The organism is Streptomyces sp. NPDC026394, assembly GCF_055567735.1.
The window spans coordinates 1-24,028 of the sequence record NZ_JBVHPX010000044.1; the positions used below are offsets into that span (position 1 = coordinate 1).

The 24,028-nt window shown below is 73.0% G+C and carries 3 protein-coding genes; all 3 read left to right on the forward strand.

The genetic code is table 11. From position 1 onward, the window contains the following. Window positions 1–2,444: SDR family NAD(P)-dependent oxidoreductase (locus tag ACZ4QV_RS41230; RefSeq protein ID WP_467764425.1), on the forward strand; the 2,444-nt coding region annotated here is incomplete at its 5' end. 39 nt (window positions 2,445–2,483) lie between these two features. Further along, window positions 2,484–12,218 carry a type I polyketide synthase gene (locus tag ACZ4QV_RS41235; RefSeq protein ID WP_467764426.1) on the forward strand — a complete coding sequence of 3,245 codons (9,735 nt, stop codon included), beginning with the start codon at window positions 2,484–2,486 and terminating at the stop codon, window positions 12,216–12,218. A 61-nt stretch (window positions 12,219–12,279) separates the two neighbouring features. Next, a partial coding sequence (locus tag ACZ4QV_RS41240) for a type I polyketide synthase (protein WP_467764427.1) occupies window positions 12,280–24,028 on the forward strand: 11,749 nt, incomplete at its 3' end.

Below are 24,028 nucleotides of genomic sequence, written 5' to 3' on the forward strand. Positions count from 1 at the left end.
CAGCGGAAGGCGTCTCGGTCTTCCTCGAAGTGGGCCCGGACGGCTCACTCTCCTCCCTGGGCCCCGACGCGGTCGCCGGCGTGGACGGCGCCGAGCCCGCGTTCGTCCCGCTCCAGCGGCGCAGTACCGAAGGCTCCGCTGGCCTGTTGACCGGTCTGGCCCGTGCCTTCGTCAACGGCGCCCCGGTCAACTGGGCGTCGGTGCTGCCCGCCGGTGAGCAGGTGGAGCTGCCCACGTATGCCTTCCGGCACCAGCGGTACTGGCCCAACGGCATACAGACCCTCCCGCACGCCTGGGGCGACAGCGCGTCCGCAACTGCGCAGGACAGGTTCTGGGCGGCCGTCGAGGACGGCGACCTCACCGACATCGCCGGCACCCTCCCCGCGGAGGACGCACAGCAACTGGCTGAGGCGCTGCCCGCGTTGGCGTCTTGGCGCCGCCGCGAACAGGACCGGTCGGCCACCGCCGACTGGTTCTACCGGGTGGCATGGGAGCCGGTCACCGACCCGGCCCCGGCAGAACTGAGCGGCATCTGGCTGCTGGTGGCCCCCGCCGGACCGGTCGCGCAGGCGCTGACCGAGCACTGCACGCAGGCACTGACCGCCGGGGGCGCCCGGGTCGTGCCCCTGGAAGCCACCCAGACAGCCGACCCCGAGCGGCTGGCGGCACAGATCGCCGCGGTGCTTCCCCCGGAGGGCGTCGCCGGCGTCGTCTCCCTGCTGGCCCTCGACGAGACCCCGCTGCCCGGCCATCCGGCGCTGACACAGGGCCTGGCCGGTTCCCAGAATCTGACGCGGGCTCTGGTCGCCGAGCACGTGCTCGCCCCGGTGTGGGGCATCACCCGCGGCGCCGTCGCCGTGGCCCCCGAAAAAGCGCCGGACCGCCCGGTGCAGGCGCAGGCATGGGGACTGGGCCGGGTCGTGGTCCTGGAACACCCCGACCACGGCGGCGGGCTGATCGACCTGCCCGAGCAGTGCGACGAGCACACCGCACAGCGGCTGCGCGCCGTGCTCGCCGGCTGTGGCGAGGACCAGGTGGCCCTCCGCCCGTCCGGCATCCACGGACGCCGGCTGACCCGCGCCGCGCAGCCGCGCGAACGCGCCGGGCAGTGGACACCGCGCGGCACCGCCCTGATCACCGGCGGCACCGGTGCCATCGGTGGGCACGCGGCACGCTGGCTGGCCGGCCGCGGCGCCGAACGGCTGGTACTCACCAGCCGCTCCGGCCCCGGCGCCGCCACCAGCGCCGCGCTGGCCGCCGAACTGGCGGCGGCCGGGACACAGGTGGACATCCTGGCCTGCGACGCCGCCGAGGAGGCCGCGTTGGCCGGCGTGATCGACTGGATCAGCGTCGGCGGCCCGCCGCTGACCGCCGTCCTGCACGCGGCCGGCCTCGGCCAGATGACCCCACTGGACCAGGCCTCGGTACCGGAACTGGCCGCGGTCCTCGCGGCCAAGGCCGCCGGCGCGGCCGCCCTGGACCGGCTCACCGCCGACCTGGAACTGGACGCCTTCGTCCTGTTCTCCTCCGTCGCCGCCACCTGGGGCAGCGCGATGCAGGCCGGCTACGCGGCGGCCAACGCCTACCTGGACGCCCTGGCGCAGGACCGCCGGGCCCGCGGCCTTCCCGCCACCTCGGTGGCCTGGGGCCCGTGGGGCGGCGGCGGCATGACCGACGAGGAAGCCACCGGCCACATGGAGCGGCGCGGCCTGCGCCTGATCGACCCCCACGCGGCACTCGGCGCCCTGGCCCGGGCACTGGACGGCGACGACCCGACGCTCACCGTCGCCGACGTGGACTGGGAACGCTTCGCGCCGCCGTTCACGCTGCGCCGCCCCAGCCCGCTGATCGAGAGCCTGCCCGAAGTGGTCCAGGCGCTGGCCGCCCGCGGCGACGACGGCGACGCCCCGGAGGCGTCGGCCGCCGGCAACGCGCTGGCCCGCCAACTCGCCACCCTGTCCCCGACCGAACAGGACCGGCTGCTGATCACACTGGTGCAGACCGAGGCCGCCGCCGTGCTGGGCCACCCCAGCCCCGAGTCGGTGCAGGCCGAACGGGCCTTCAGCGACCTGGGAGCCGACTCGCTGACCGCCGTGGAACTACGGGACCGGCTGGGCCGCGCCACCGGGCTGCGCCTGCCCAGCACCCTGCTGTTCGACTACCCGACCACGGCCGCACTCGCCGGCCACCTGCGGGACCGCCTCACCGAGGAGAGCAGCCCCGCCCGACCCGTCCTGGCCGAACTGGACCGGCTGGAGGAAATGCTCACCGCGGTGCCCGGCGGCGGCGACGCCGCCCAGATCACCAACCGGCTTGAGATCGTCCTCTCCCGCTGGAAGCAGACCCAGGCCCAAAACGCCGAGACCGAAGTCGCGGAGAAGCTCGAATCATCGTCCGACGACGAAGTCTTCGACTTCATCGGCAAAGAACTCGGAATCTACTGAACCGGCCAGCGCCGCGACTTCTTCGACGAGGTGAGTTAAGTGAGCGAGGAGAAGCTTCGCTATTTCCTCAAGCGGGTGACCGCCAACCTGCACGAGACCAGGCAGCGCCTGCAGGAGATGGAGGCGGCCGGCGGCGAGCCCATCGCCCTGGTGGGCATGGCCTGCCGCTTCCCCAGCGGGGTGCGCAGCCCCCAGGACCTGTGGCAACTGCTGGACGCGGGCCGCGAGTCGGTGGCCGCACTGCCGCGCGATCGCGGCTGGGACCTGGGTGACGACGGCACCGGACAGGACGCCGCCGAGGTCCAGGCGGGCAACTTCCTGCACGACGCCACCGGCTTCGACCCCGCCTTCTTCGGGATCAGCCCGCGTGAGGCGGTGTCGATGGACCCGCAGCAGCGGCTGCTGCTGGAGGTGGCCTGGGAGGCGCTGGAGCGCTCCGGCATCGACCCGTCCGCGCTGCGCGGCAGCCCGACCGGCGTGTTCGCCGGCGCCTCCGCCTCCGGCTACGGCTGGGCCAGCGGCGCCCAGGGCGACCTGGACGGGCACGTGATGACCGGCAACGCGATGAGCGTGCTCTCCGGCCGCCTCGCCTACACCCTGGGTCTGGAGGGCCCGGCGGTCACCGTGGACACCGCCTGCTCCTCGGCGCTGGTCTCGCTGCACCTGGCCTGCCAGGCCCTGCGTGCGGGAGAGTGCTCCATGGCCCTGGTCGGCGGTGCCTATGTGGCCGCAACCCCGGTACTGTTCACCGACTTCAGCCGCTCCCTGGGACTCTCCCCGGACGGCCGGTGCCAGGCGTTCGGGGCCGGCGCCGACGGTATGGGCGTGGCCGAGGGCGTCGGCGTCGTGGTCGCCGAGCGGCTCTCCGACGCACGACGCAACGGCCACCGCGTACTCGCGGTCGTACGGGGCAGCGCCGTCAACCAGGACGGTGCCTCCAACGGCCTGACCGCCCCCAACGGCCCCGCTCAGCAGCGTGTCATCCGCGCCGCCCTGGCCGGTGCGCACCTGACGGCGTCCGAGGTGGACGTGGTGGAGGCACACGGCACCGGTACCCCGCTGGGCGACCCGATCGAGGCCCAGGCCCTGCTGGCCACGTACGGCCAGGAGCGCCCCGAGGGCCGGCCGCTGTGGCTGGGTTCGGTAAAGTCCAACATCGGCCATGCCCAGCAGGCCGCGGGCATGGCCGGAATCATCAAGATGGTCCTGGCCCTGCAGCACGAGAACCTGCCGCGCACCCTCCATGTCGAAAAACCCACCGACGAGGTGGACTGGTCGGCGGGTGAGGTCAGGCTGCTGTCCGAGCCGGTGCCGTGGCCCAGTGGCGAGCGGGTGCGCCGGGCCGGTGTCTCCGGCTTCGGCATGAGCGGCACCAACGTACACGTGATTCTGGAGGAGGCCCCGGCCGAAGAGGCCGAGGAGACCACGGATCCGACCGGGCAGGAGGGACCGGACGCGGGCGAGGGTGAGGCGGAGGCCCTGTCCGAGTCGGCGCAGCACGGTCCGGACCAGGAGGCCGTGTCGGCTCCCGCGCCGGCGCTGCTCGTTGACGGCGGTCCCACGGCCTGGCTCCTCTCGGGACGGTCTGCGGAGGGACTTGCCGCACAGGCGGGACGGCTGCGGGAGTGGTCGGCCGAGCGCCCCGCCCTGCGTCCGGCGGACGTGGCCTGGTCGCTGGCGGCCACCCGATCGGTCTTCGAGCACCGTGGTGTGGTCGTGGCCGACGAGCACGCCGCACTTCTGTCCGGGCTGGACGATCTGGCTTCCGCAACGGCTACTGCCGATACGGTTGTTGGCGTTGCTCGGGCCACGGGTCGTACGGTGTTCGTGTTCGCCGGGCAGGGTGCGCAGTGGGTCGGTATGGGCCGGGAGCTGTTGGTCTCGTCGCCGTTGTTTGCGGCGCGGTTGGCGGAGTGCGAGGCGGCGCTGGCGCCGTATGTGGACTGGTCGCTCAGCGATGTCCTGGCGGGTGTGGAGGGTGCTCCGGCGTTGGAGGCGGCTGAGGTTGTTCAGCCTGCGTTGTGGGCGGTGATGGTGTCGTTGGCCGCGGTGTGGGCGGCGGCGGGTGTGGTGCCGGATGCGGTGGTGGGGCATTCGCAGGGGGAGATTGCTGCGGCGACGGTGGCGGGGATGCTGTCGCTGGAGGATGCGGCGCGGGTGGTGGCGGTGCGTTCGCGTGCGTTGTCGTCGCTGGATGTGGCCGGGGCGATGGTGTCGGTGGTGATGCCGGCTGACGCGGTGCGTGAGTTGGTGGCGGGTTTCGACGGCCGGTTGTCGGTGGCTGCGGTCAACGGCCCGGCGTCGGTGGTGGTCTCCGGAGAAGCGGAGGCGCTGGCTGGATTCGAGCGGGAGCTGGCGGCGCGGAAGGTGCTGCGCTGGCGCGTCCCGGCGACGGATTTTGTTGCGCATTCGGCGGCGGTGGAGCCGCTTGCCGCCCAGCTTGAAGTGGAGCTGTCGGGTATTGCCCCGCAGGCGGGCCGGGTTCCGATGGTCTCCACGGTTACGGGGGAGTGGCTGGCCGGGCAGGAGGTGGATGCCGGGTACTGGTTCGCGAACCTGCGGCAGACGGTGCGCTTCGAGGACGCCGTGCGCACGCTGCTGGAATCCGGTTACGGGGCGTTCATCGAGGTCTCGCCGCATCCGGTGCTGACGGCCGCGGTGACCGAAACAGCCCAGGACACGGACGCGGGCACCACCCCGGTGCTGAGCATCGGCACCCTGTCGCAGACCGACGCGGGCGCGGCCGGTCTGCTGCGCGCCCTCGCACACGCCCACGTGGCAGGGTTGCCGGTGGACTGGCGCAAGGTCCTGCAGGCCGGTGAGGTGGTGGAGCTTCCCACCTACGCCTTCCAGCACCGCCGTTACTGGCTGGAGCCCTCCGCCGCAGCCTCCGCCACGGCCGCCGCAACCGCTTCCTCGGACGCCGAGGCACGGTTCTGGGCCGCCGTCGAGGGCGGCGACCTGACCCACATGGCCGAGGTGCTCAACCTGGACGACGCGCACGCGCTGGGCGAGGTGCTTCCTGCCCTCACCTCCTGGCGCCGCCAGGAACAGGACCGGTCGGCCACCGCCGACTGGCGCTACCGCATCACCTGGGCACCGGTGGCCGACCCGGCCGCCACCGTCCTCACCGGCCGCTGGCTGCTGCTCACCGGACCCGAGGGCGCCGGCCCGGCCCGGGCCTGCGCCCAAGCGCTCGCCGCCCGTGGGGCCGACACCACCGTCGTGGAGGTGCCCGCGGACACCGTGGACCGCGTCGCGATGGCGGACGTCCTCGGCCAGGCACTGCAAGAGACCACGGCACCGGCGGGCATCGTCTCGCTGCTCGCCCTGGACGAGACGCCGGTGCCCGGGCACCCCGCGGTCCCGGGCGGCCTGGCCGGCACACTGGCCGCGGTACAGGCACTGGGCGACACCGGGGTGGACGCCCCGCTGTGGGTACTGACCCGCGGCGCCGTCGCCACCACCGCCCAGGAGCCGCCCGTCACCCCGGCACAGAGCCTGACCTGGGGCTTCGGCCGGGTCGCCGCCCTGGAGCACCCCGACCGCTGGGGTGGACTGATCGACCTGCCCGCCGACTTCGACGGGCCGGACGGCGCGGACGGACAGATCACGGCGCGCCTGTGCGCGGTGCTGGCCGGCTGCGGCGAGGACCAGACCGCGATCCGGCCGGCCGGCATCTTCGGCCGCCGGCTGAGCAGGGCCGGCCGCCCCCGTGGCGAGGCCGGATCGTACGCACCCGGCGGCAGCGCCCTGGTCACCGGCGGCACCGGTGCCATCGGCGGACGCGTCGCCCGCTGGCTGTCCGGCCGTGGCGCCGCCCGGCTGGTGCTGACCAGCCGCTCCGGGCCCGCAGCCGCCGGAGCTGCCGTCCTGGCCGCCGAACTGGCCACCGCGGGCAGCCGGGTGGACGTCGTGGCCTGCGACGTCAGCGACCGCGCCCAGGTCGCCACGGTGCTCGGCCGGATCGCCGCGCAGGGCCCCAAGCTGACCACGGTGCTGCACACCGCCGGCGTCAACCAGGCCACTCTGGTGCAGGACACCGACCTCGCCGAGACGGACGCCGTACTGGCGGCCAAGACGGCCGGCGCCCTGCACCTGCACGACCTGACCCGCGAACTCGGCTTGGAACTGGACGCGTTCGTCCTGTTCTCCTCCATCTCGGCCACCTGGGGCAGCGGCCTGCAACCCGCCTACGCCGCCGCCAACACCTACCTGGACGGTCTCGCCGAGCACCGCCGGGCCCACGGTCTGCCCGCCACCTCGGTGGCCTGGGGCTCCTGGGGCGGCGGCGGCATGACCGACGAGGCGGGTGCGGCACAGGGCATCCGCCGCGGCCTGATCGTCATGGGCCCGGACCACGCCGTGCAGGCGCTGGCCCAGGTCCTGGACTGCGGCGAACCACAGATGACCGTCGCCCACGTGGACTGGCAGCGGTTCGCGCCGCCGTTCACGCTGCGCCGCCCCAGCCCGCTGATCGAGAACCTGCCGGAGGTCCAGGAGGTGCTGGCCGCCGACGGGCCGCACGCCCCGGGCAGCGGTGACACGGCAGCCGGCCCGCACGCCGGCGCCTCCTGGCGCCGACAGCTGGCGGGCCTGTCCCGCACCGAGCAGAAGCGGACACTGCTCACCCTCGTCCAGACCCAGGCGGCCGCGGTACTCGACTACGCCACGCCCGGCGAGGTCGAGGCCACCCGCGCCTTCAGCGACCTCGGTTTCGACTCGCTGACCTCGGTCGAACTGCGTGACCGGCTCAGCAGCGCCACCGGCCTGCACCTGCCCGCCACCCTGCTGTTCGATGCCCCCACGCCCGGCGCCGCCGCCGCATTCCTGCTGGCCGAACTGGCCGAGCTGCCCGGCACACCGGACGGCACGCAGGCCGACGCGTCGCACGCCGCCCCCGTCCTGGCGGCGGCCGCGGACGAACCACTGGCGATCGTCGGCATGGCCTGCCGCTACCCGGGTGGGGCGAGCGGCCCGCAGGAGCTGTGGAACCTGGTCACCGCCGGGACCGACGCCATCTCCGTACTGCCCGAGGACCGCGGCTGGAACATCGAGGACCGCCAGGGAGACCCCCAGGGCCCCGTCCGCTCCGGCGGCTTCGTCTACGACGCTACCAACTTCGACGCCGGCTTCTTCGGAATCAGTCCGCGTGAGGCGGTGTCGATGGACCCGCAGCAGCGGCTGCTGCTGGAGGTGGCCTGGGAGGCGCTGGAACGCTCCGGCATCGACCCGTCCGCGCTGCGCGGCAGCCCGACGGGCGTCTTCGCCGGCGCCTCCGCCTCCGGCTACGGCTGGAGTTCCGGAGTACAGAAGGAGCTCGACGGCCACCTGGTGACCGGCATCTCCACCAGCGTGGTCTCCGGCCGCGTCTCCTACGTACTGGGCCTGGAGGGCCCGGCGGTGACGGTGGACACCGCGTGCTCCTCCTCCCTGGTGGCGCTGCACATGGCCGCCCAGTCCCTGCGCTCCGGCGAGTGCACGCTGGCACTGGCCGGCGGGGTCATGGTGGCGGCCAACCCGCTGCTGTTCGACCAGTTCAGCCGGCAGATGGGGCTCTCCCCGGACGGCCGGTGCAAGCCGTTCGGGGCCGGCGCCGACGGTATGGGACTGGGTGAGGGCGCCGGCATGCTGGTCGTCGAGCGGCTTTCCGACGCGCGTCGCCATGGGCACAAGGTCTTGGCTGTCGTACGGGGCAGTGCGGTCAACCAGGACGGTGCGTCCAACGGTCTGACCGCGCCCAACGGGCCGTCGCAGCAGCGGGTGATCCGCGCCGCCCTGGCCAACGCCCGTCTCACCCCTGGCGACGTGGACGTGGTGGAGGCGCACGGCACCGGTACCCCGCTGGGCGACCCGATCGAGGCCCAGGCACTGCTGGCCACCTACGGCCAGGACCGCGGCGAGGCCGACCCGCTGTGGCTGGGTTCGGTGAAGTCCAACATCGGTCACACCCAGGCTGCCGCCGGTGTCGCCGGCGTCATCAAGATGGTGCTGGCACTCCAGCACCGCGAGCTGCCGCGCACCCTGCACGCAGCCGAGCCCTCCCCGCACATCGACTGGTCGGCCGGCGACGTCAGGCTGCTGACCGAAACGGCCCCGTGGCCGGGGAAGGGCCGAGTACGCCGCGCCGGCGTCTCGTCGTTCGGCATGAGCGGCACCAACGCCCACCTCATCCTGGAGGAGGCCCCGGCCGAGCGGCCCGAGGAGACGGACGCCGATGGGGTCCCCGCCCCGGCGGACACTGTGCCTGCCGTTCTTGCGGCGGGTGGGGCGTCGGCGTGGTTGGTGTCGGGTCGGTCTGCGGAGGGTCTTGCTGCGCAGGCGGGTCGGTTGGGGGAGTGGGCGGCTGGGTGTGCTGCGTTGCGTCCGGTTGATGTGGCGTGGTCGTTGGCGGCTACGCGGGCGGTGTTGGAGCACCGGGGTGTGGTCGTGGCTGGTGACCGGACGGGCCTGTTGGACGGGGTGCGGGGTCTGGCGGCCGGTGAGTTGTCGCCGGGTGTGGTGTCGGGGGTTGCTCGGGCCACGGGTCGTACGGTGTTCGTGTTCGCCGGGCAGGGTGCGCAGTGGGTCGGTATGGGCCGGGAGCTGTTGGTCTCGTCGCCGTTGTTTGCGGCGCGGCTTGAGGAGTGTGCGGTGGCGTTGGCGCCGTATGTGGACTGGTCGCTGACCGATGTGTTGGCGGGTGTGGAGGGTGCTCCGGCGTTGGAGGCGGCTGAGGTTGTTCAGCCTGCGTTGTGGGCGGTGATGGTGTCGTTGGCCGCGGTGTGGGCGGCGGCGGGTGTGGTGCCGGATGCTGTGGTGGGTCATTCGCAGGGGGAGATTGCTGCGGCGACGGTGGCGGGGATGCTGTCGCTGGAGGATGCGGCGCGGGTGGTGGCGGTGCGTTCGCGTGCGTTGTCGTCGCTGGATGTGGCTGGGGCGATGGTGTCGGTGGTGATGCCGGCTGACGCGGTGCGTGAGTTGGTGGCTGGCTTCGGCGGCCGGTTGTCGGTGGCTGCGGTCAACGGCCCGGCGTCGGTGGTGGTCTCCGGAGAAGCGGAGGCGCTGGCTGTTTTCGAGCGGGAGCTGGCGGCGCGGAAGGTGCTGCGCTGGCGGATTCCGGCGACGGATTTTGTGGCGCATTCGCCGGCGGTGGAGCCGCTGGCTGCCCGGCTTCAGGCGGAGCTGTCGGGCATCGTTCCGCGGGCGGGCCGGGTTCCGATGGTCTCGACGGTTACGGGGGAGTGGCTGGCCGGGCCGGAGGTGGATGCGGGGTACTGGTTCGCGAATCTGCGGCAGACGGTGCGTTTCGAGGAGGCCGTCCGCAGTCTGCTGGAGGCGGGTTACGGGGCGTTCGTCGAGATCTCCCCGCACCCGGTGCTGACGGCCGCGGTGAGCGAGACCGCGCAGGACGCAGTCACCGCCGAGGTGCTGAGCATCGGCACGCTGACGCAGGCCGATGCCGGTGCGGCCGGCCTGCTGCGCGCCTTCGCGCAGGCCCATGTGGCGGGGCTGCCGGTGGACTGGCGGAAGGTGTTGCCGGCCGGTGAGGTGGTGGAGCTGCCGACTTACGCGTTCCAGCACCGCCGTTACTGGCTGGAGCCCTCCGCCACCGCCACAGCAGCCGCTGCCGCGGTCGCCGCTGGCGGGTCCTCGGCCGCCGAGGCGCGGTTCTGGGCCGCCGTCGAGGGCGGCGACCTGTCGGGTGTCGTGGACACCCTGGCCCTTGCGGATCAGGAGCAACTGAACGGCGTACTGCCCGCGCTGGCGTCCTGGCGGCGCCGGGAACTGGAGCGTTCGGCTACCGAGAGCTGGCGCTACCGGATCACTTGGGCGCCGGTGGCCGACCCGGCGCCGGCCCGGTTGGCCGGCCGCTGGCTGCTGCTCGTACCGGCCCAGGAGGTCGACGGGGCGTTGGCGCGTCAGTGCCTTGCGGCGCTGTCCGCCCGTGGTGCGGACGTTGTCGTGCTGGAGATGGCCGGGGCTGCCGGTCGTGAGGCGGTGGCCGATCAGGTCCGCGCTGTGTCGGCGGCGGACGGGTTCGCGGGTGTTCTGTCCCTGCTGGCGTTGGACGAGACGCCGATGCCGGGCCATCCGGCGCTGACCGTGGGTCTGGCCGCCACCCTCGCCCTGGTGCAGGGCCTCGGCGATGCCGAGGTGGACGCCCCACTGTGGGTGGCCACCTCCCACGCGGTGGCCGCCGCACCCGGCGAGCCGCCGGTCCGCCCGCTGCAGACACAAGTCTGGGGTCTGGGGCGGGTCGTCGGTCTGGAGCACCCCGAGCGCTGGGGCGGTCTGGTCGACCTGCCCGCCGACTTCGACGGGCCGGACGGGCAGGTCGCGGCGCGGCTGGGCGCGGTACTGGCCGGCTGTGGTGAGGACCAGGTGGCGATCCGAGCGGCCGCCATCCTGGGCCGGCGACTGACCCACGCCCCACAGCCCGTCCTGCCGGACCGGCCGTGGACGCCGGGCGGCACGGTCCTGGTCACCGGCGGCACCGGCGCCATCGGCGGACACGTCGCGCGCTGGGCGGCCGGGCGCGGCGCCCGACGGCTGGTGTTGACCAGCCGCTCCGGCCCCGCAGCCGCCGGAGCTGCCGCCCTGGCCGCCGAACTGGCCGCTACTGGCAGCCGGGTGGACATCCTGGCCTGCGACGTCAGCGACCGCGCCCAGGTCGCCTGGACGCTCGGCCGGATCGTCGCGCAGGGCCCCACGCTGACCACGGTGCTGCACACCGCCGGGATCGGGCAGGCCGTGACGGTAGCCGAGGCCGACCTGGCGGAGACGAACGCGGTATTGGCGGCCAAGGCGGCCGGAGCCCGGCACCTGGACGAGCTCACCCGCGAACTCGGCCTCGACCTGGACGCGTTCGTCCTGTTCTCCTCCATCTCCGCGATCTGGGGCAGCGTCGTGCAGCCCGCCTACGCCACCGCCAACACCTACCTGGACGGCCTCGCCGAACACCGCCGGGCCCGCGGCCTGCCCGCCACCTCGGTGGCCTGGGGCCCCTGGGGCGGCGGCGGAATGACCGACGCGGAGACCGCCGGACGGCTGGCCCGCGGAGGCGTGGCGCTGATGGACAAGGACCGCGCGGTCCAGGCCCTGGCACACCTCGTGGACGGCGGGGAAGGGCCGCTGACCATCGTCGATGTCGACTGGTCGCGATTCGCCGTGCCGTTCACGCTGCGCCGCCCCAGCCCGCTGATCGCCGGCCTGCCCGAGGCCGCCGCGGCCCTGGCGGCAGAGGCGGCCGCCCCGGCCACCGATCCGGCCGCGGGAGCCTCGCTGCGCGAGGAGCTGGCCGGGCTGCCGAGTGCCGAGCAGCACCGGGCACTGATCCGGCTGGTGCAGGAACACGCGGCCGCGGTACTCGACTACGCCGCACCCGGCGAGGTCGAGGCCACCCGCGCCTTCAGCGACCTCGGCTTCGACTCGCTGACCTCGGTCGAACTGCGTAACCGGCTCAGCAACGCCACCGGCCTGCAACTGCCCGCCACCCTGCTGTTCGACCACCCCACCCCGCAAGCGGCGGCCGACCACCTGTGGAGCGAGCAGTTCCAGGACGGCGCGGGCGTGGTGTCCCTGGTGGAGGAGGTCGACCGGCTCGGGTCGCTGCTGACCGGGTCGGCGCCGGACGAGAAGACGTACGACATGGTCACCGAGCGCCTGCACCACCTCCTCGCCCAGTGGAAGGAGAGCGGCGCCCCGCAGGAAAGCCAAGCGGTCGCGGACAAGATCGGATCCGCAACGGACGACGAGATATTCGAGTTCATCCACCGAGAACTCGGCCGGTAACCGGCCCCCCTCAGGTGCGGACAGCACGTGCGCGTTTCACGAACTGGAATGGTGAGATCCGATGGCAGATGAAGAGGCCCTCCGCGACTACCTCAAGTGGGTGACCACGGACCTCTACAACACGCGGCAGCGCCTGCGTGAGGTCGAGGAACGCAGCCACGAGCCCATTGCGGTCGTCGGCATCGGCTGCCGTTACCCCGGAGGAGTCGACACTCCGGAGGACTTCTGGAACCTGCTCGCCACCGCACGCGACGGGATCGCCGACATCCCCACCGACCGCGGCTGGGACCTCGCGCAACTGCGGGTCCAGAACCCGGACGGCAGCACAAGGCTCCCCGAGGGCGGGTTCATCACGGACGCCAGCGGGTTCGACGCCGCGTTCTTCGGGACCAGCCCCCGCGAGGCGGTGGCGATGGACCCGCAGCAGCGGCTGCTGCTGGAGGTGGCCTGGGAGGCGCTGGAGCGCTCCCGCATCGACCCGCACGTCCTGCGCGGCAGCTCGACCGGCGTCTTCGCCGGCGCCTCGCTGTCCGGCTACGGCTTCGGCACGGACGAGGACCTGGACGTCCACCTGATGACGGGCACCTCCACCAGCGTCATCTCCGGCCGGGTCTCCTACGCGCTGGGCCTGGAGGGCCCGGCGGTCACCGTGGACACCGCCTGCTCCTCCTCCCTGGTCGCGCTCCACCTGGCCGCACAGTCGGTGCGGTCCGGGGAGTGCTCGCTGGCGCTGGCCGGCGGCGTCACGGTCACCACCGTCCCGGTCATGTTCACCCAGTTCTCCAAGCAGTTGGGGCTGGCCGCGGACGGCCGCTGCAAGGCCTTCTCCGCCGACGCCGACGGCATGGGCATATCCGAGGGCGCCGGCATGGTCGTACTGGAGCGGCTCTCCGACGCCCGCCGCAACGGGCACCCGGTGCTCGCGGTTATCCGCGGCTCAGCGATCAACCAGGACGGCGCCTCCAACGGGCTGGCAGCCCCCAACGGTCCCTCCCAGCAGCGGGTCATCCGCGCCGCCCTGGCCAACGCCCGCCTGTCCACCGCCGATGTCGACCTGGTCGAGGCGCACGGCACCGGCACCACGCTCGGTGACCCCATCGAGGCTCAGGCCCTGCTGGCCACCTACGGCCAGGGCCGCGCGGAGGACCAGCCGGTCCGGCTGGGCTCGGTCAAGTCCAACATCGGCCACACCCAGGCCGGCGCCGGCATCGCCGGTGTGATCAAGCTGGTGCTGGCGCTGCAACACCAGCAGATGCCGCAGACTCTGCACGCCGAAGAGCCCTCGCCGCACATCGACTGGTCGGCCGGAAACATCGAGCTGCTGACCCAGGCCCACTCCTGGCCGCTGGGGGAGCGGGTCCGGCGCGGCGGCGTCTCCTCCTTCGGCGTCAGCGGCACCAACGCCCACGTCATCGTGGAGGAGGCCCCTGCGGAGGAGCCCGCCGAGGCGCAGACCGGGACGGACGGCGAGGGCGGCACGGACACCGCACCTCAGGACACCGGCAGCCACGCCGCCGAGCCGCTGCTGCCGGGCTCCGGCGCCTGGCTGGTGTCGGGTCGTACGGCTGAGGCGTTGTCGGCGCAGGCCGGTCGGTTGCGGGAGTGGGTGTCGGCGCGTCCGGGTCTGGGCGCGGCTGATGTGGCGTGGTCGCTGGCGGCGACGCGGTCGGCGTTCGAGCACCGTGCGGTGGTGCTGGGTACGGAGCGCGAGGAGCTGCTGTCCGCAGTGGCAGACCTGGCGGCCGGGGTTCCGTCGCCTGTGGTGGTGTCGGGTGTGGCTCGGGCGGATGTCCGGGTGGGCTTGATCTTCGCGGGGCAGGGTGCGCAGTGGGTGGGTATGGGCCGTGGCCTGTATGCGGGCAGTGCGGTGTTCGCCGAGGTCTTCGACCGGGTGTGCGGGCTGCTGGAGCTGGAGCTCGGGCTCGGGGTGCGTCTGCGGGATGTGGTCCTGGACAGCGACCGCGATGGCGACGGTGCGGCTGCGGGGATGGTGGATCAGACGTTGTATGCGCAGGCGGGGCTGTTCGCTTTCGAGGTGGCTTTGGCTGCGGTGTTGAAGGCCGCTGGTGTGGTGGCGGATGCGGTGGTGGGTCATTCGGTGGGCGAGGTGGCCGCGGCCCATGTGGCCGGGGTGCTGTCGTTGCCGGACGCCTGCGCTCTGGTAGCCGCCCGGGCCCGGCTGATGCAGGAACTGCCGTCGGGTGGGGCGATGGCGGCGGTCAACGCCGCGGAAGCGGCAGTCGTCGCCTCGTTCGGCGAGGTGTCGGGTGAGCTGTCGCATGAGGTGGCCATTGCGGCGGTCAACGGCCCGGAGTCGGTGGTGATTTCGGGTGCGGCCGAGGCGGTTGATGCGGTGGTGGAGTTGTGGCGGGGCCGGGGTTGCCGGGTGCGGCGGCTGCGGGTCTCGCACGCCTTCCACTCCTCAGCCATGGACCCGGTGCTGGAGGAGCTTCGTAGCGTTGCGGAGGGGCTGGAGTTCCGTCGCCCGGAGGTGATGTGGGCCGGTGCCCTCACCGGTGGGTTGGTGTCTGAGCCGCAGGCAGGCTACTGGCCTGCGCAGACCCGCGGGACCGTACGGTTCGCGGATGCGGTGGCCACCCTGGCAGCGGAGGGCGTCCCGGTCTTCCTCGAAGTGGGCCCGGACGGCTCACTCTCCTCCCTGGGCCCCGACGCGGTCGCCGGCGTGGACGGTGCCGAGCCCGCCTTCGTCCCGCTCCAGCGGCGCACCGAGGAAGGCGCCACCGACCTGCTGACGGGTCTGGCCCGTGCCTTCGTCCACGGCGTGCCGGTGGACTGGAAGCGTGTGCTGCCCGCCGGTGAGCAGGTGGCGCTGCCCACGTATGCCTTCCGGCACCAGCGCTACTGGCCCAAGGGCATGATGGCGCTGCCCGGCACGGTGAAGCCGGGCGTCGGCGACCCTGCCGAGCTGGGCCTGGAAGCAGTGGGTCACCCCATGCTGCGCGCCGTCGTCGAGCTGGCCGGTGAGGACCAGCTGGTGTGCACCGGACGGCTGTCCGTACACACCCAGACCTGGCTGGCCGACCACACGGTCGGCGGCGTGACGCTGCTGCCCGGCACCGGCTTCGTGGAGCTGGTCGTCAGCGCGGGCCACCAGGCGGGCTGCCCGCTGCTGACCGAACTCACGCTGCACGAGCCGCTGGTGCTGCCCGCCGAAGGCCCCGGGACGCAGCTCCAGGTGGTCGTCGGCGCGGGCGACGAGGACGGCCACCGCCAGGTGGACGTCTTCGCCCGCCCGGACCGCTCGGAGGAGGAGCACGGCTGGGTCCGGCACGCCACAGCCGTCGTCGCCCCGGCCCGCACTCCCGCGCCGGACGCGGTCCGGACACCGGCCGACCTCACCGCCTGGCCGCCGCGCAACGCCCGGGCACTGGACATCGACAACCTCTACACCGTCCAACTGGCCGACGTCTACGGCCCCGCCCAGCAGGGCCTGCAGGCCGTCTGGCAGCGCGGCGCGGACATCTTCGCCGAGGTGGCACTGCCGTCGGACGCCGGCACCGCGGACCCGTACGCCCTCCACCCGGTGCTGCTCGACGCGGCCCTGCTCGCCGACCGCGTGGCCGGGCAGGCCCAGGGGCGGGCCACGGACGACGGACCCGACCGGATCCGCCTGCCCCACGCCTGGAGCGGCGTGGAACTGCACGCCGCCGGCGCGTCCGTACTGCGCATCAGGCTGCGCCGGAACCCCGACGACACCCTGGCACTGACCGCCGCCGACCCCACCGGAGCGATGGTGGTCTCGGTGGAATCGGTGCGGACCCGGCCGCTCTCCGCCGACCAGCTCCAGGGCGACGACGCGTGGACCCGCGACGCCCTGTTCACCGTGGAGTGGCTTCCGCTGCACCGCAGTGGCTCCCCCAACCCCTCGCAGGCCCCGGCCCCGGACGGGCCGTGGGCGCTGATCGGCGCCGACCGCTTCGCCGTGGCCGAGCAGCTCACCACCGCCGGGACACCGGTCCGCAGCCATGCCGGAATCGCCGAACTCGTGGCCGCTGTCGGTGCGGGCGAGACCGTACCGAGCACCGTGCTCGCCTGCCTCAGCGGCACCACCAAACACAGCGGCACCACCACACACAGCGGACCCGCCGGGACGGATGCCCACGGAATCGCCGAGGCCGCCCGCCAGGTCGTCACTGAAGCCCTGACCCTCGTGCAGGACTGGCTCGCCGCACCCGAGCTGGAGGCGTCCAAGCTCGTCCTGGTGACCCGGGGCGGCGTGCTGGTGCACCCCGGCGAGCAGGTCGCGGACCCGGCCGCGGGCGCCGTCTGGGGCCTGCTGCGATCGGCCCAGACAGAGCACCCCGACCGCTTCGTGCTGGCCGACCTCCCCGCGGACGGCAGCGCCGGCGACACCGCCGCGCTGCCCGCCGCACTGGCCACGGGTGAACCGGAACTGGCCGTACGGCACCAGAGCGGCTACGCCCGGCGCATGGTCCGCCCCACCGTCACCGACCGCACCGCACCGACCCCCGCACCCGCCGCGGCACACCCGCGCACCGTACTGGTGACCGGCGGCACCGGAACCCTGGGCGGGGTCGTCGCCCGGCACCTGGCCGCCACCGGCAGAGCCCACGAGACCCTGCTGCTCAGCCGCTCCGGTCCGGCCGCCCCCGGCGCCGCCGCCCTGGCCGCCCGGATAGCCGCCCACGGCGCGGATGTCCGGGTGATCGCCTGCGACGCGGCCGACCGGGACGCCCTGGCCGGCGTCCTGGACACGATCCCCGCCGACCGCCCGCTGCGCTCCGTCGTGCACACCGCCGGCATCATCGACGACGGCCTGATCGGCTCCCTCAGCGCCGAGCAGCTGGCAGCCGTCCTGCGCCCCAAGGCGGACGCCGCCTGGCACCTGCACGACCTCACCCGGCACCTGGATTTGGACCACTTCGTCCTGTTCTCCTCGGTGGCCTCCGCCTTCGGCGGCGCAGGTCAGGGCAACTACGCGGCGGCCAACGCCTTCCTGGACACCCTGGCCGGCCACCGGCGGGCCGCCGGGCTGGCCGGTACCGCGCTGGCCTGGGGCCCGTGGATGCCGCAGGCCGGCATCGGCCGCGACCTCGACGAGGTGATGCTGCGCCGGATGACCGGCTCCGGCCTCACCGCCCTCGACGAGCACCAGGGCCTGACCCTGCTGGACCTGGCCCTCGAACGGACCGAGGCGCTCCTCGTCCCGGCCCGGCTGAACAAGGCCGCGCTGCGGGCCCAGGCAGCCGCCACCGGCATCCCCGCCCTCTGGACGGAGCTGGCCGACGACCTCGCCCCGCGCCGGGCCGCCGTCACCTCGGCCGCCGGCGCCTCCGCCGCCGGCACCTCCCACCAGTTGCGCGCACACCTGGCCGCGCAACTGGGCCCGGAGCGCGACCGGCTCCTGCTCGATCTCGTCCGCAGCCACGCGGCCGCCGTACTGGGGCACCCCTCGGGCGACGCCATCGAGGCCGGCCGGCCCTTCACCGACCTGGGCTTCGACTCGCTGATCGCCGTCGAGTTCCGTAACCGCCTCAACGCGGCGACCGGACTGAGGCTGCCCACCACCCTGGTCTTCGACCACCCCAACCCGACGGCGCTGGCCCGGCTGCTGCACGAGCAGCTGACCGACGACCTGCCGCAGAGCGCGTCACCCGCCGCCCCGCAGACCACCGCCGCGTACACCGCGGACGAGCCGATCGCCATCGTCGGCATGGCCTGCCGCTTCCCGGGCGGCGTGACCAGCCCCGAACAGTTGTGGCAGATGCTCGCCGACGGCACCGACGGCCTGTCCACCTTCCCCACCGACCGCGGCTGGGACCTCGAAGCGCTCTACGACCCCGACATCGAGCACGCCGGTACCTCCTACACACAGGTGGGCGGGTTCCTGCAGGACGCAGGCGCCTTCGACGCCGGCTTCTTCGGCATCAGCCCGCGCGAGGCCCTCGCCATGGACCCGCAGCAGCGCCTGCTGCTGGAGACGTCCTGGGAGGCCCTGGAACGCGCCGGCATCGACCCGGCGACCCTGCGCAGCAGCCACACCGGCGCCTTCGTCGGCGGCTACGGCTCCTCCTACCTCGCCGTCAGCGTCACCGACGAGGAAGAACTGGAGAACCTCGGCGCCCACCTGATGACCGGCAACGCTGCCAGCGTGCTGTCCGGCCGGGTCTCTTACACTCTGGGCCTGGAGGGCCCGGCGGTCACCGTGGACACCGCCTGCTCCTCCTCGCTGGTCGCGCTCCACCTGGCCGCCCAGGCCCTGCGCACCGGTGAGTGCTCGCTGGCCCTGGCGGGCGGCGTCACCATCATGGCCAGCCCGGACGGCTTCCTGGCGTTCTCCCACGCCCGGGGCCTGGCCGCGGACGGCCGCTCCAAGGCGTTCTCCGACCAGGCCGACGGCATGGGCATGGCCGAGGGCGCCGGCATGCTCGTGGTGGAACGCCTGAGCGACGCCCGCCGCAACGGACACCCGGTGCTCGCCGTGCTCCGCGGCTCCGCCATCAACCAGGACGGCGCCTCCAACGGCCTCACCGCCCCCAACGGACCCTCCCAACAGCGGGTGATCCGCGCCGCGCTGGCCAACTCCGGCCTGACCACCGCCGATGTCGACGTGGTCGAGGCGCACGGCACCGGCACCACACTCGGTGACCCCATCGAGGCCCAGGCGCTGCTGGCCACCTACGGCCAGGACCGAGGTGACCGCGGCTCGCTGCTGCTGGGTTCGGTGAAGTCCAACATCGGTCACACCCAGGCTGCCGCCGGTGTCGCCGGTGTCATGAAGATGGTGCTGGCCCTCCAGCACGAGCAACTGCCGCAGACCCTGTACGCCGAGGTGCCCTCCACCCACGTGGACTGGACGGCCGGTGAGGTGCGGCTGCTCACCGAGTCGGTACCTTGGCCGTCCGACGGCGACCGGGTGCGACGCGCCGGCATCTCCTCCTTCGGCATCAGCGGTACCAACGCCCACCTCATTCTGGAGGAGGCCCCCGCACCGGAGGACATCGAGACGGCCGAGGGCCTTGAGGACCCGACGACTCCGAAGGCGGCAGTGCTGGCCGCGGAAGCCGGTGTCGGTGTCGATGTCGGTGCGTGGGTGCTGTCGGGTCGGACTGCTGAGGCGTTGGTGGCGCAGGCGGGGCGGTTGCGGGAGTGGGTTTCGCTTCGTCCGGCGCTCCGGCCGGTTGATGTGGCGTGGTCGCTGGCGGTGACGCGGTCGGTTTTCGAGCACCGTGCGGTGGTCGTGGGCGGAGGCCGGGAGCAGGTGCTGGCGGGTCTTGGGGGCCTGGCGTCGGGTGTTCCGGCTGGTTCGGTGGTGTCCGGTGTGGCCCGTTCCAATGCTCGTCCGGTGTTTGCTTTTGCTGGTCAGGGTTCGCAGTGGGTGGGGATGGGGCGGGAGCTGGCCCGTACCTCACCGGTGTTCGCGGCGCGTCTTGATGAGTGTGCTGTGGCGTTGGCGCCGTATGTGGACTGGTCGCTGACTGAGGTGTTGGCGGGTGTGGAGGGTGCTCCGGCGTTGGAGGCGGCGGATGTCGTTCAGCCTGCGTTGTGGGCGGTGATGGTGTCGCTGGCTGCTGTGTGGGAGGCGGCTGGTGTCGTCCCGGATGCTGTGGTGGGTCATTCGCAGGGTGAGATTGCTGCGGCGACGGTGGCGGGGATGCTGTCGCTTGAGGCCGGTGCGCGTGTGGTGGCGTTGCGGTCGCGTGCGTTGAAGGTGCTGGCGGGTGCGGGTGGGATGTTGTCGGTCAGTCGTCCGGCGGCGGAGGTTGAGGAGCGTCTGGTCCGGTTCGGGGATCGGGTGTCTCTGGCGGCGGTCAACGGGCCGTCGGCCACGGTCGTCTCGGGCGAACCAGCCGCGCTGGAGGAGTTGAGGGCGGAGTTCGAGGCGGCGGGTGGCCGGGCGCGGATGGTGGCGGTGGACTATGCCTCGCATTCGGCGCAGGTGGACCGGTTGGAGGAGGAGATCACCTCTGTTCTGGCCGGGGTTTCCCCGCGTCGGGGCCGGGTTCCGATGGTCTCGGCGATGACTGGCGAGACGCTGACTGGTGAGGAGCTGGACGCCGGCTATTGGTATCGCAGTCTGCGCGCTACGGTGCATTACGACCGTGCGGTGCGGGTGCTGGCGGGCCGTGGGCACCAGGTGTTTGTTGAGGTGACGCCGCATCCGGTGCTGATGGGGGCGATGAACGACACCCTTATGGACCTGGCTCAGGTGGCTGGCCAGGGGGCAGAGCCGGGCGCCGTCTGTGGGACGCTGCGGCGGGACGACGGTGGTGTGGATCGTCTGGTGGCCTCGCTGGCGGAGGCGTTCGTCAACGGCGCGTCGGTGGACTGGACGTCTGTGTTGCCTGTCGGTGAGCAGGTTGAGTTGCCGACGTATGCGTTCCGGCGTCGCCGGTTCTGGCCGGAGGGCATGCTGGCGCTGCCGACGGGCGGTTCGCTTGCTGCTGCCGGGGAGGGCGCGAGCACTGATACGGAGTCGGCGTTCTGGGCGGCTGTTGAGGGCGGTGACCTGTCGGGGCTGGGTGATGCGTTGGCTCTGGAGGGCGGGCGCCCGTTCAACGAGGTGTTGCCGGCGTTGGCGTCGTGGCGGCGTCGTGAGCTGGACCGTTCGACCACTGCCGGTTGGCGTTATCGCACGGGCTGGTCGGCCATTGCCGAGCCGGATGCCGGGCTGCTGTCCGGTACGTGGCTGGTGGTGGTTGCGGCTGGGGTCGATGATGATGCGGCGCAGCAGTGCGCGGCCGTGCTCAGCGCTCGCGGAGCCGAGACCGTAACGGTCGAGGTCCCGGCCGGGACGGTGACCCGGGCCGAGATTGCGGCGTTGCTGACTGGTGCGGCGGATGCGTCGGCGGTGTCCGGGGTGCTGTCGTTGCTGGCGCTGGACGAGGCGCCGCTGCCGGACCATCCGGTGGTGAATGCCGGTCTGGCTGCCACCCTGGGCCTGGTCCAGGCTCTGGGTGATGCCGGGATCGAGGCGCCGCTGTGGGTTGCCACGCGCGGTGCGGTGGCGGCCGGCCGGGGTGAGGCGCTGACCTGCCCGGTGCAGGCGCAGGTGTGGGGTCTGGGCCGGGTGGTCGCGCTGGAGCACCCTGAGCGTTGGGGTGGTCTGGTTGACCTGCCGGAGACGCTCGATGAGCGCGCTGGTGCGCGGCTGGTGGCGGTACTGGCCGGCTGCGGCGAGAACGAGGTCGCCGTCCGACGGGCCGGAATCCTGGGCCGACGGCTGTCGAGCGTCCCACACAGCAACGGCCCGGAAAATGGCTGGACGCCTCGCGACACGGTGCTGATCACCGGTGGAACCGGGGCGGTCGCCGGACACGTCGCGCGGCGACTGGCCGGCCGGGGCGCCGAGCGTCTGGTGCTGACCAGCCGCTCGGGCCCGTCGGCCGCGGGCGCGCCAGCGCTGGCGGCCGAACTGGCCGCGGCCGGTTCCGCCGTGGAGGTCGTCGCCTGCGATGTCAGCGAACGGAACCGTCTGGCCGGGCTGCTGAGCCGGATCGACGCCGGCGGTCCCCGGCTCTCCTCCGTACTGCACACGGCCGCCGTCCTGGACGACAGCGTCGTGGACCGCCTCACCACCCCGCGGCTGGAGGCCGTGTTGGGTGTGAAGGCCCATGGCGCGGCGCTCCTGGACGAGCTGACCGCGGACCTGGATCTGGACGCTTTCGTACTGTTCTCCTCGGCCGCCTCAACCCTGGGCGGTCCGGGTCAGGGCAACTACGCGGCGGCCAATGCCTTCCTGGACGCGCTGGCGGAGAACCGGCGCGGTCGTGGACTGGCCGGCCTGGCGGTGGCCTGGGGGCTGTGGGGCGGCGCCGGCCTGGCGCAGTCCAACGAGGCCATCCGCTCCCGGATGCGCCGGACCGCGATGCCGCCGATGGACCCCCAGCTCGCGGTGGAGGCCCTGATCGAGGCAATGGACGGCCCGGACGCCGCGGTGACGGTGATGGACTTCGACCCGCAACAGCTGGGCGCGGCGCCGGGAACGGCGCATGTCCTGGAGATGCCGCTGGTCCGGGACATGCCGGAGATCCGGCGGTTGGCCGCCGCCCGTGCCAACAACAGCAGCACCGGACCGGCCTTCCGCGCCGACGGCGAACTCGCCGCCCGGCTGGCCGGGATGAGTCGCTCGGAGCAGGACCGGATACTGATCGACGTGGTCCGCGCGGAGGCCGCCGCCGTACTGGGGCACGACTCGGCGGACGGGGTACAGGCCCGGCAGGCCTTCAAGGACCTGGGCTTCGACTCGCTGACCTCCGTCGAACTGCGCAACCAACTGAACGCGGCGACAGGACTGCGGCTGCCGGCGACCCTGGTCTTCGACCACCCCACCCCGGTCGCGCTGGCCGCCTTCCTGCACGGCGAACTGACCGGACAGGTGACGCAGGCCGCAGCCGCTTCGCCGATCTCCGCAGCCCCCGCCGCGGATGAGCCGCTGGCGATCGTCGGCATGGCCTGCCGCTTCCCCGGTGGTGCGAGCAGCCCTGAGGAGTTCTGGGAGCTGCTGTCCTCCGGTGGCGACGCGGTGGGCGGCTTCCCCACCGACCGCGGCTGGGACCTGGACGGCTTCTTCGACCCGGACCGACACGGCACCGGAACCTCCTACACCGACTCCGGCGCCTTCCTGCGGGGGGCGGCCGAGTTCGATGCGGGGTTCTTCGGGATCAGTCCGCGTGAGGCGCTGGCGATGGATCCGCAGCAGCGGCTGATGCTGGAGACGTCCTGGGAGGCGTTGGAGCGCGCCGGTATCGACCCGTCGTCTCTGCGCGGCAGTTCGACGGGCGTCTTCGCCGGCGGCTTCGGCTCCGGCTACGCCATCGGCATGGCACTCACCGGCCAGGACGGCTCCGGCGTCGAGGGCCACCTGATGACCGGCAACTCCACCAGCGTCCTCTCCGGCCGGGTCTCCTACGCCCTGGGCCTGGAAGGCCCGGCGGTGACGGTGGACACGGCCTGTTCGTCCTCGCTGGTGGCGCTCAACCTGGCTGCCCAGGCGTTGCGTTCGGGGGAGTGCTCGATGGCCCTGGCCGGCGGTGTGACCGTAATGGCCACCCCCTTCTCCTTCGTGGAGTTCTCCCGGCAGCAGGGGTTGTCGGCTGATGGCCGGTGCCGGGCGTTTTCGGAGGATGCGGACGGTACGGGCTGGGCCGAGGGTGCCGGTGTTCTGGTGGTGGAGCGGCTGTCGGACGCGCGGCGTAATGGGCACCGGGTGCTGGCCGTTGTTCGTGGTACGGCGGTGAATCAGGATGGTGCGTCGAATGGTCTTTCGGCGCCCAACGGTCCGTCGCAGCAGCGGGTGATCCGTGCGGCGTTGGCGAATGCCCGGCTGGCGCCGGGGGATGTGGATGTCGTCGAGGCGCATGGCACCGGCACTACGCTCGGTGATCCGATTGAGGCTCAGGCGTTGTTGGCGACCTATGGCCGGGACCGTGGTGACCGTGATGCGTTGTGGTTGGGGTCGGTGAAGTCGAACATTGGTCACACTCAGGCTGCGGCGGGTGTGGCGGGTGTGATCAAGATGGTGTTGGCGTTGCAGCATGGGCGGTTGCCGCGGACGTTGCATGCTGATGTGGCGTCGTCGCATGTGGACTGGTCGGCGGGTGCGGTGCGGTTGCTGACGGAGTCGGTGCCGTGGCCGGCGGGTGAGCGTCCGCGCCGGGCCGGGGTGTCGGCGTTCGGTATCAGCGGCACCAACGCGCACGTCATCTTGGAGGAGGCCCCCACGGTCGGGGCCGAGGTCGGGGCGGGGAGCGAGGGCATTGATTCGGGGCCGGTTGCGGCTCTTGCGGATGCTGGTGCGTGGGTGGTGTCGGGTCGTACGGCTGAGG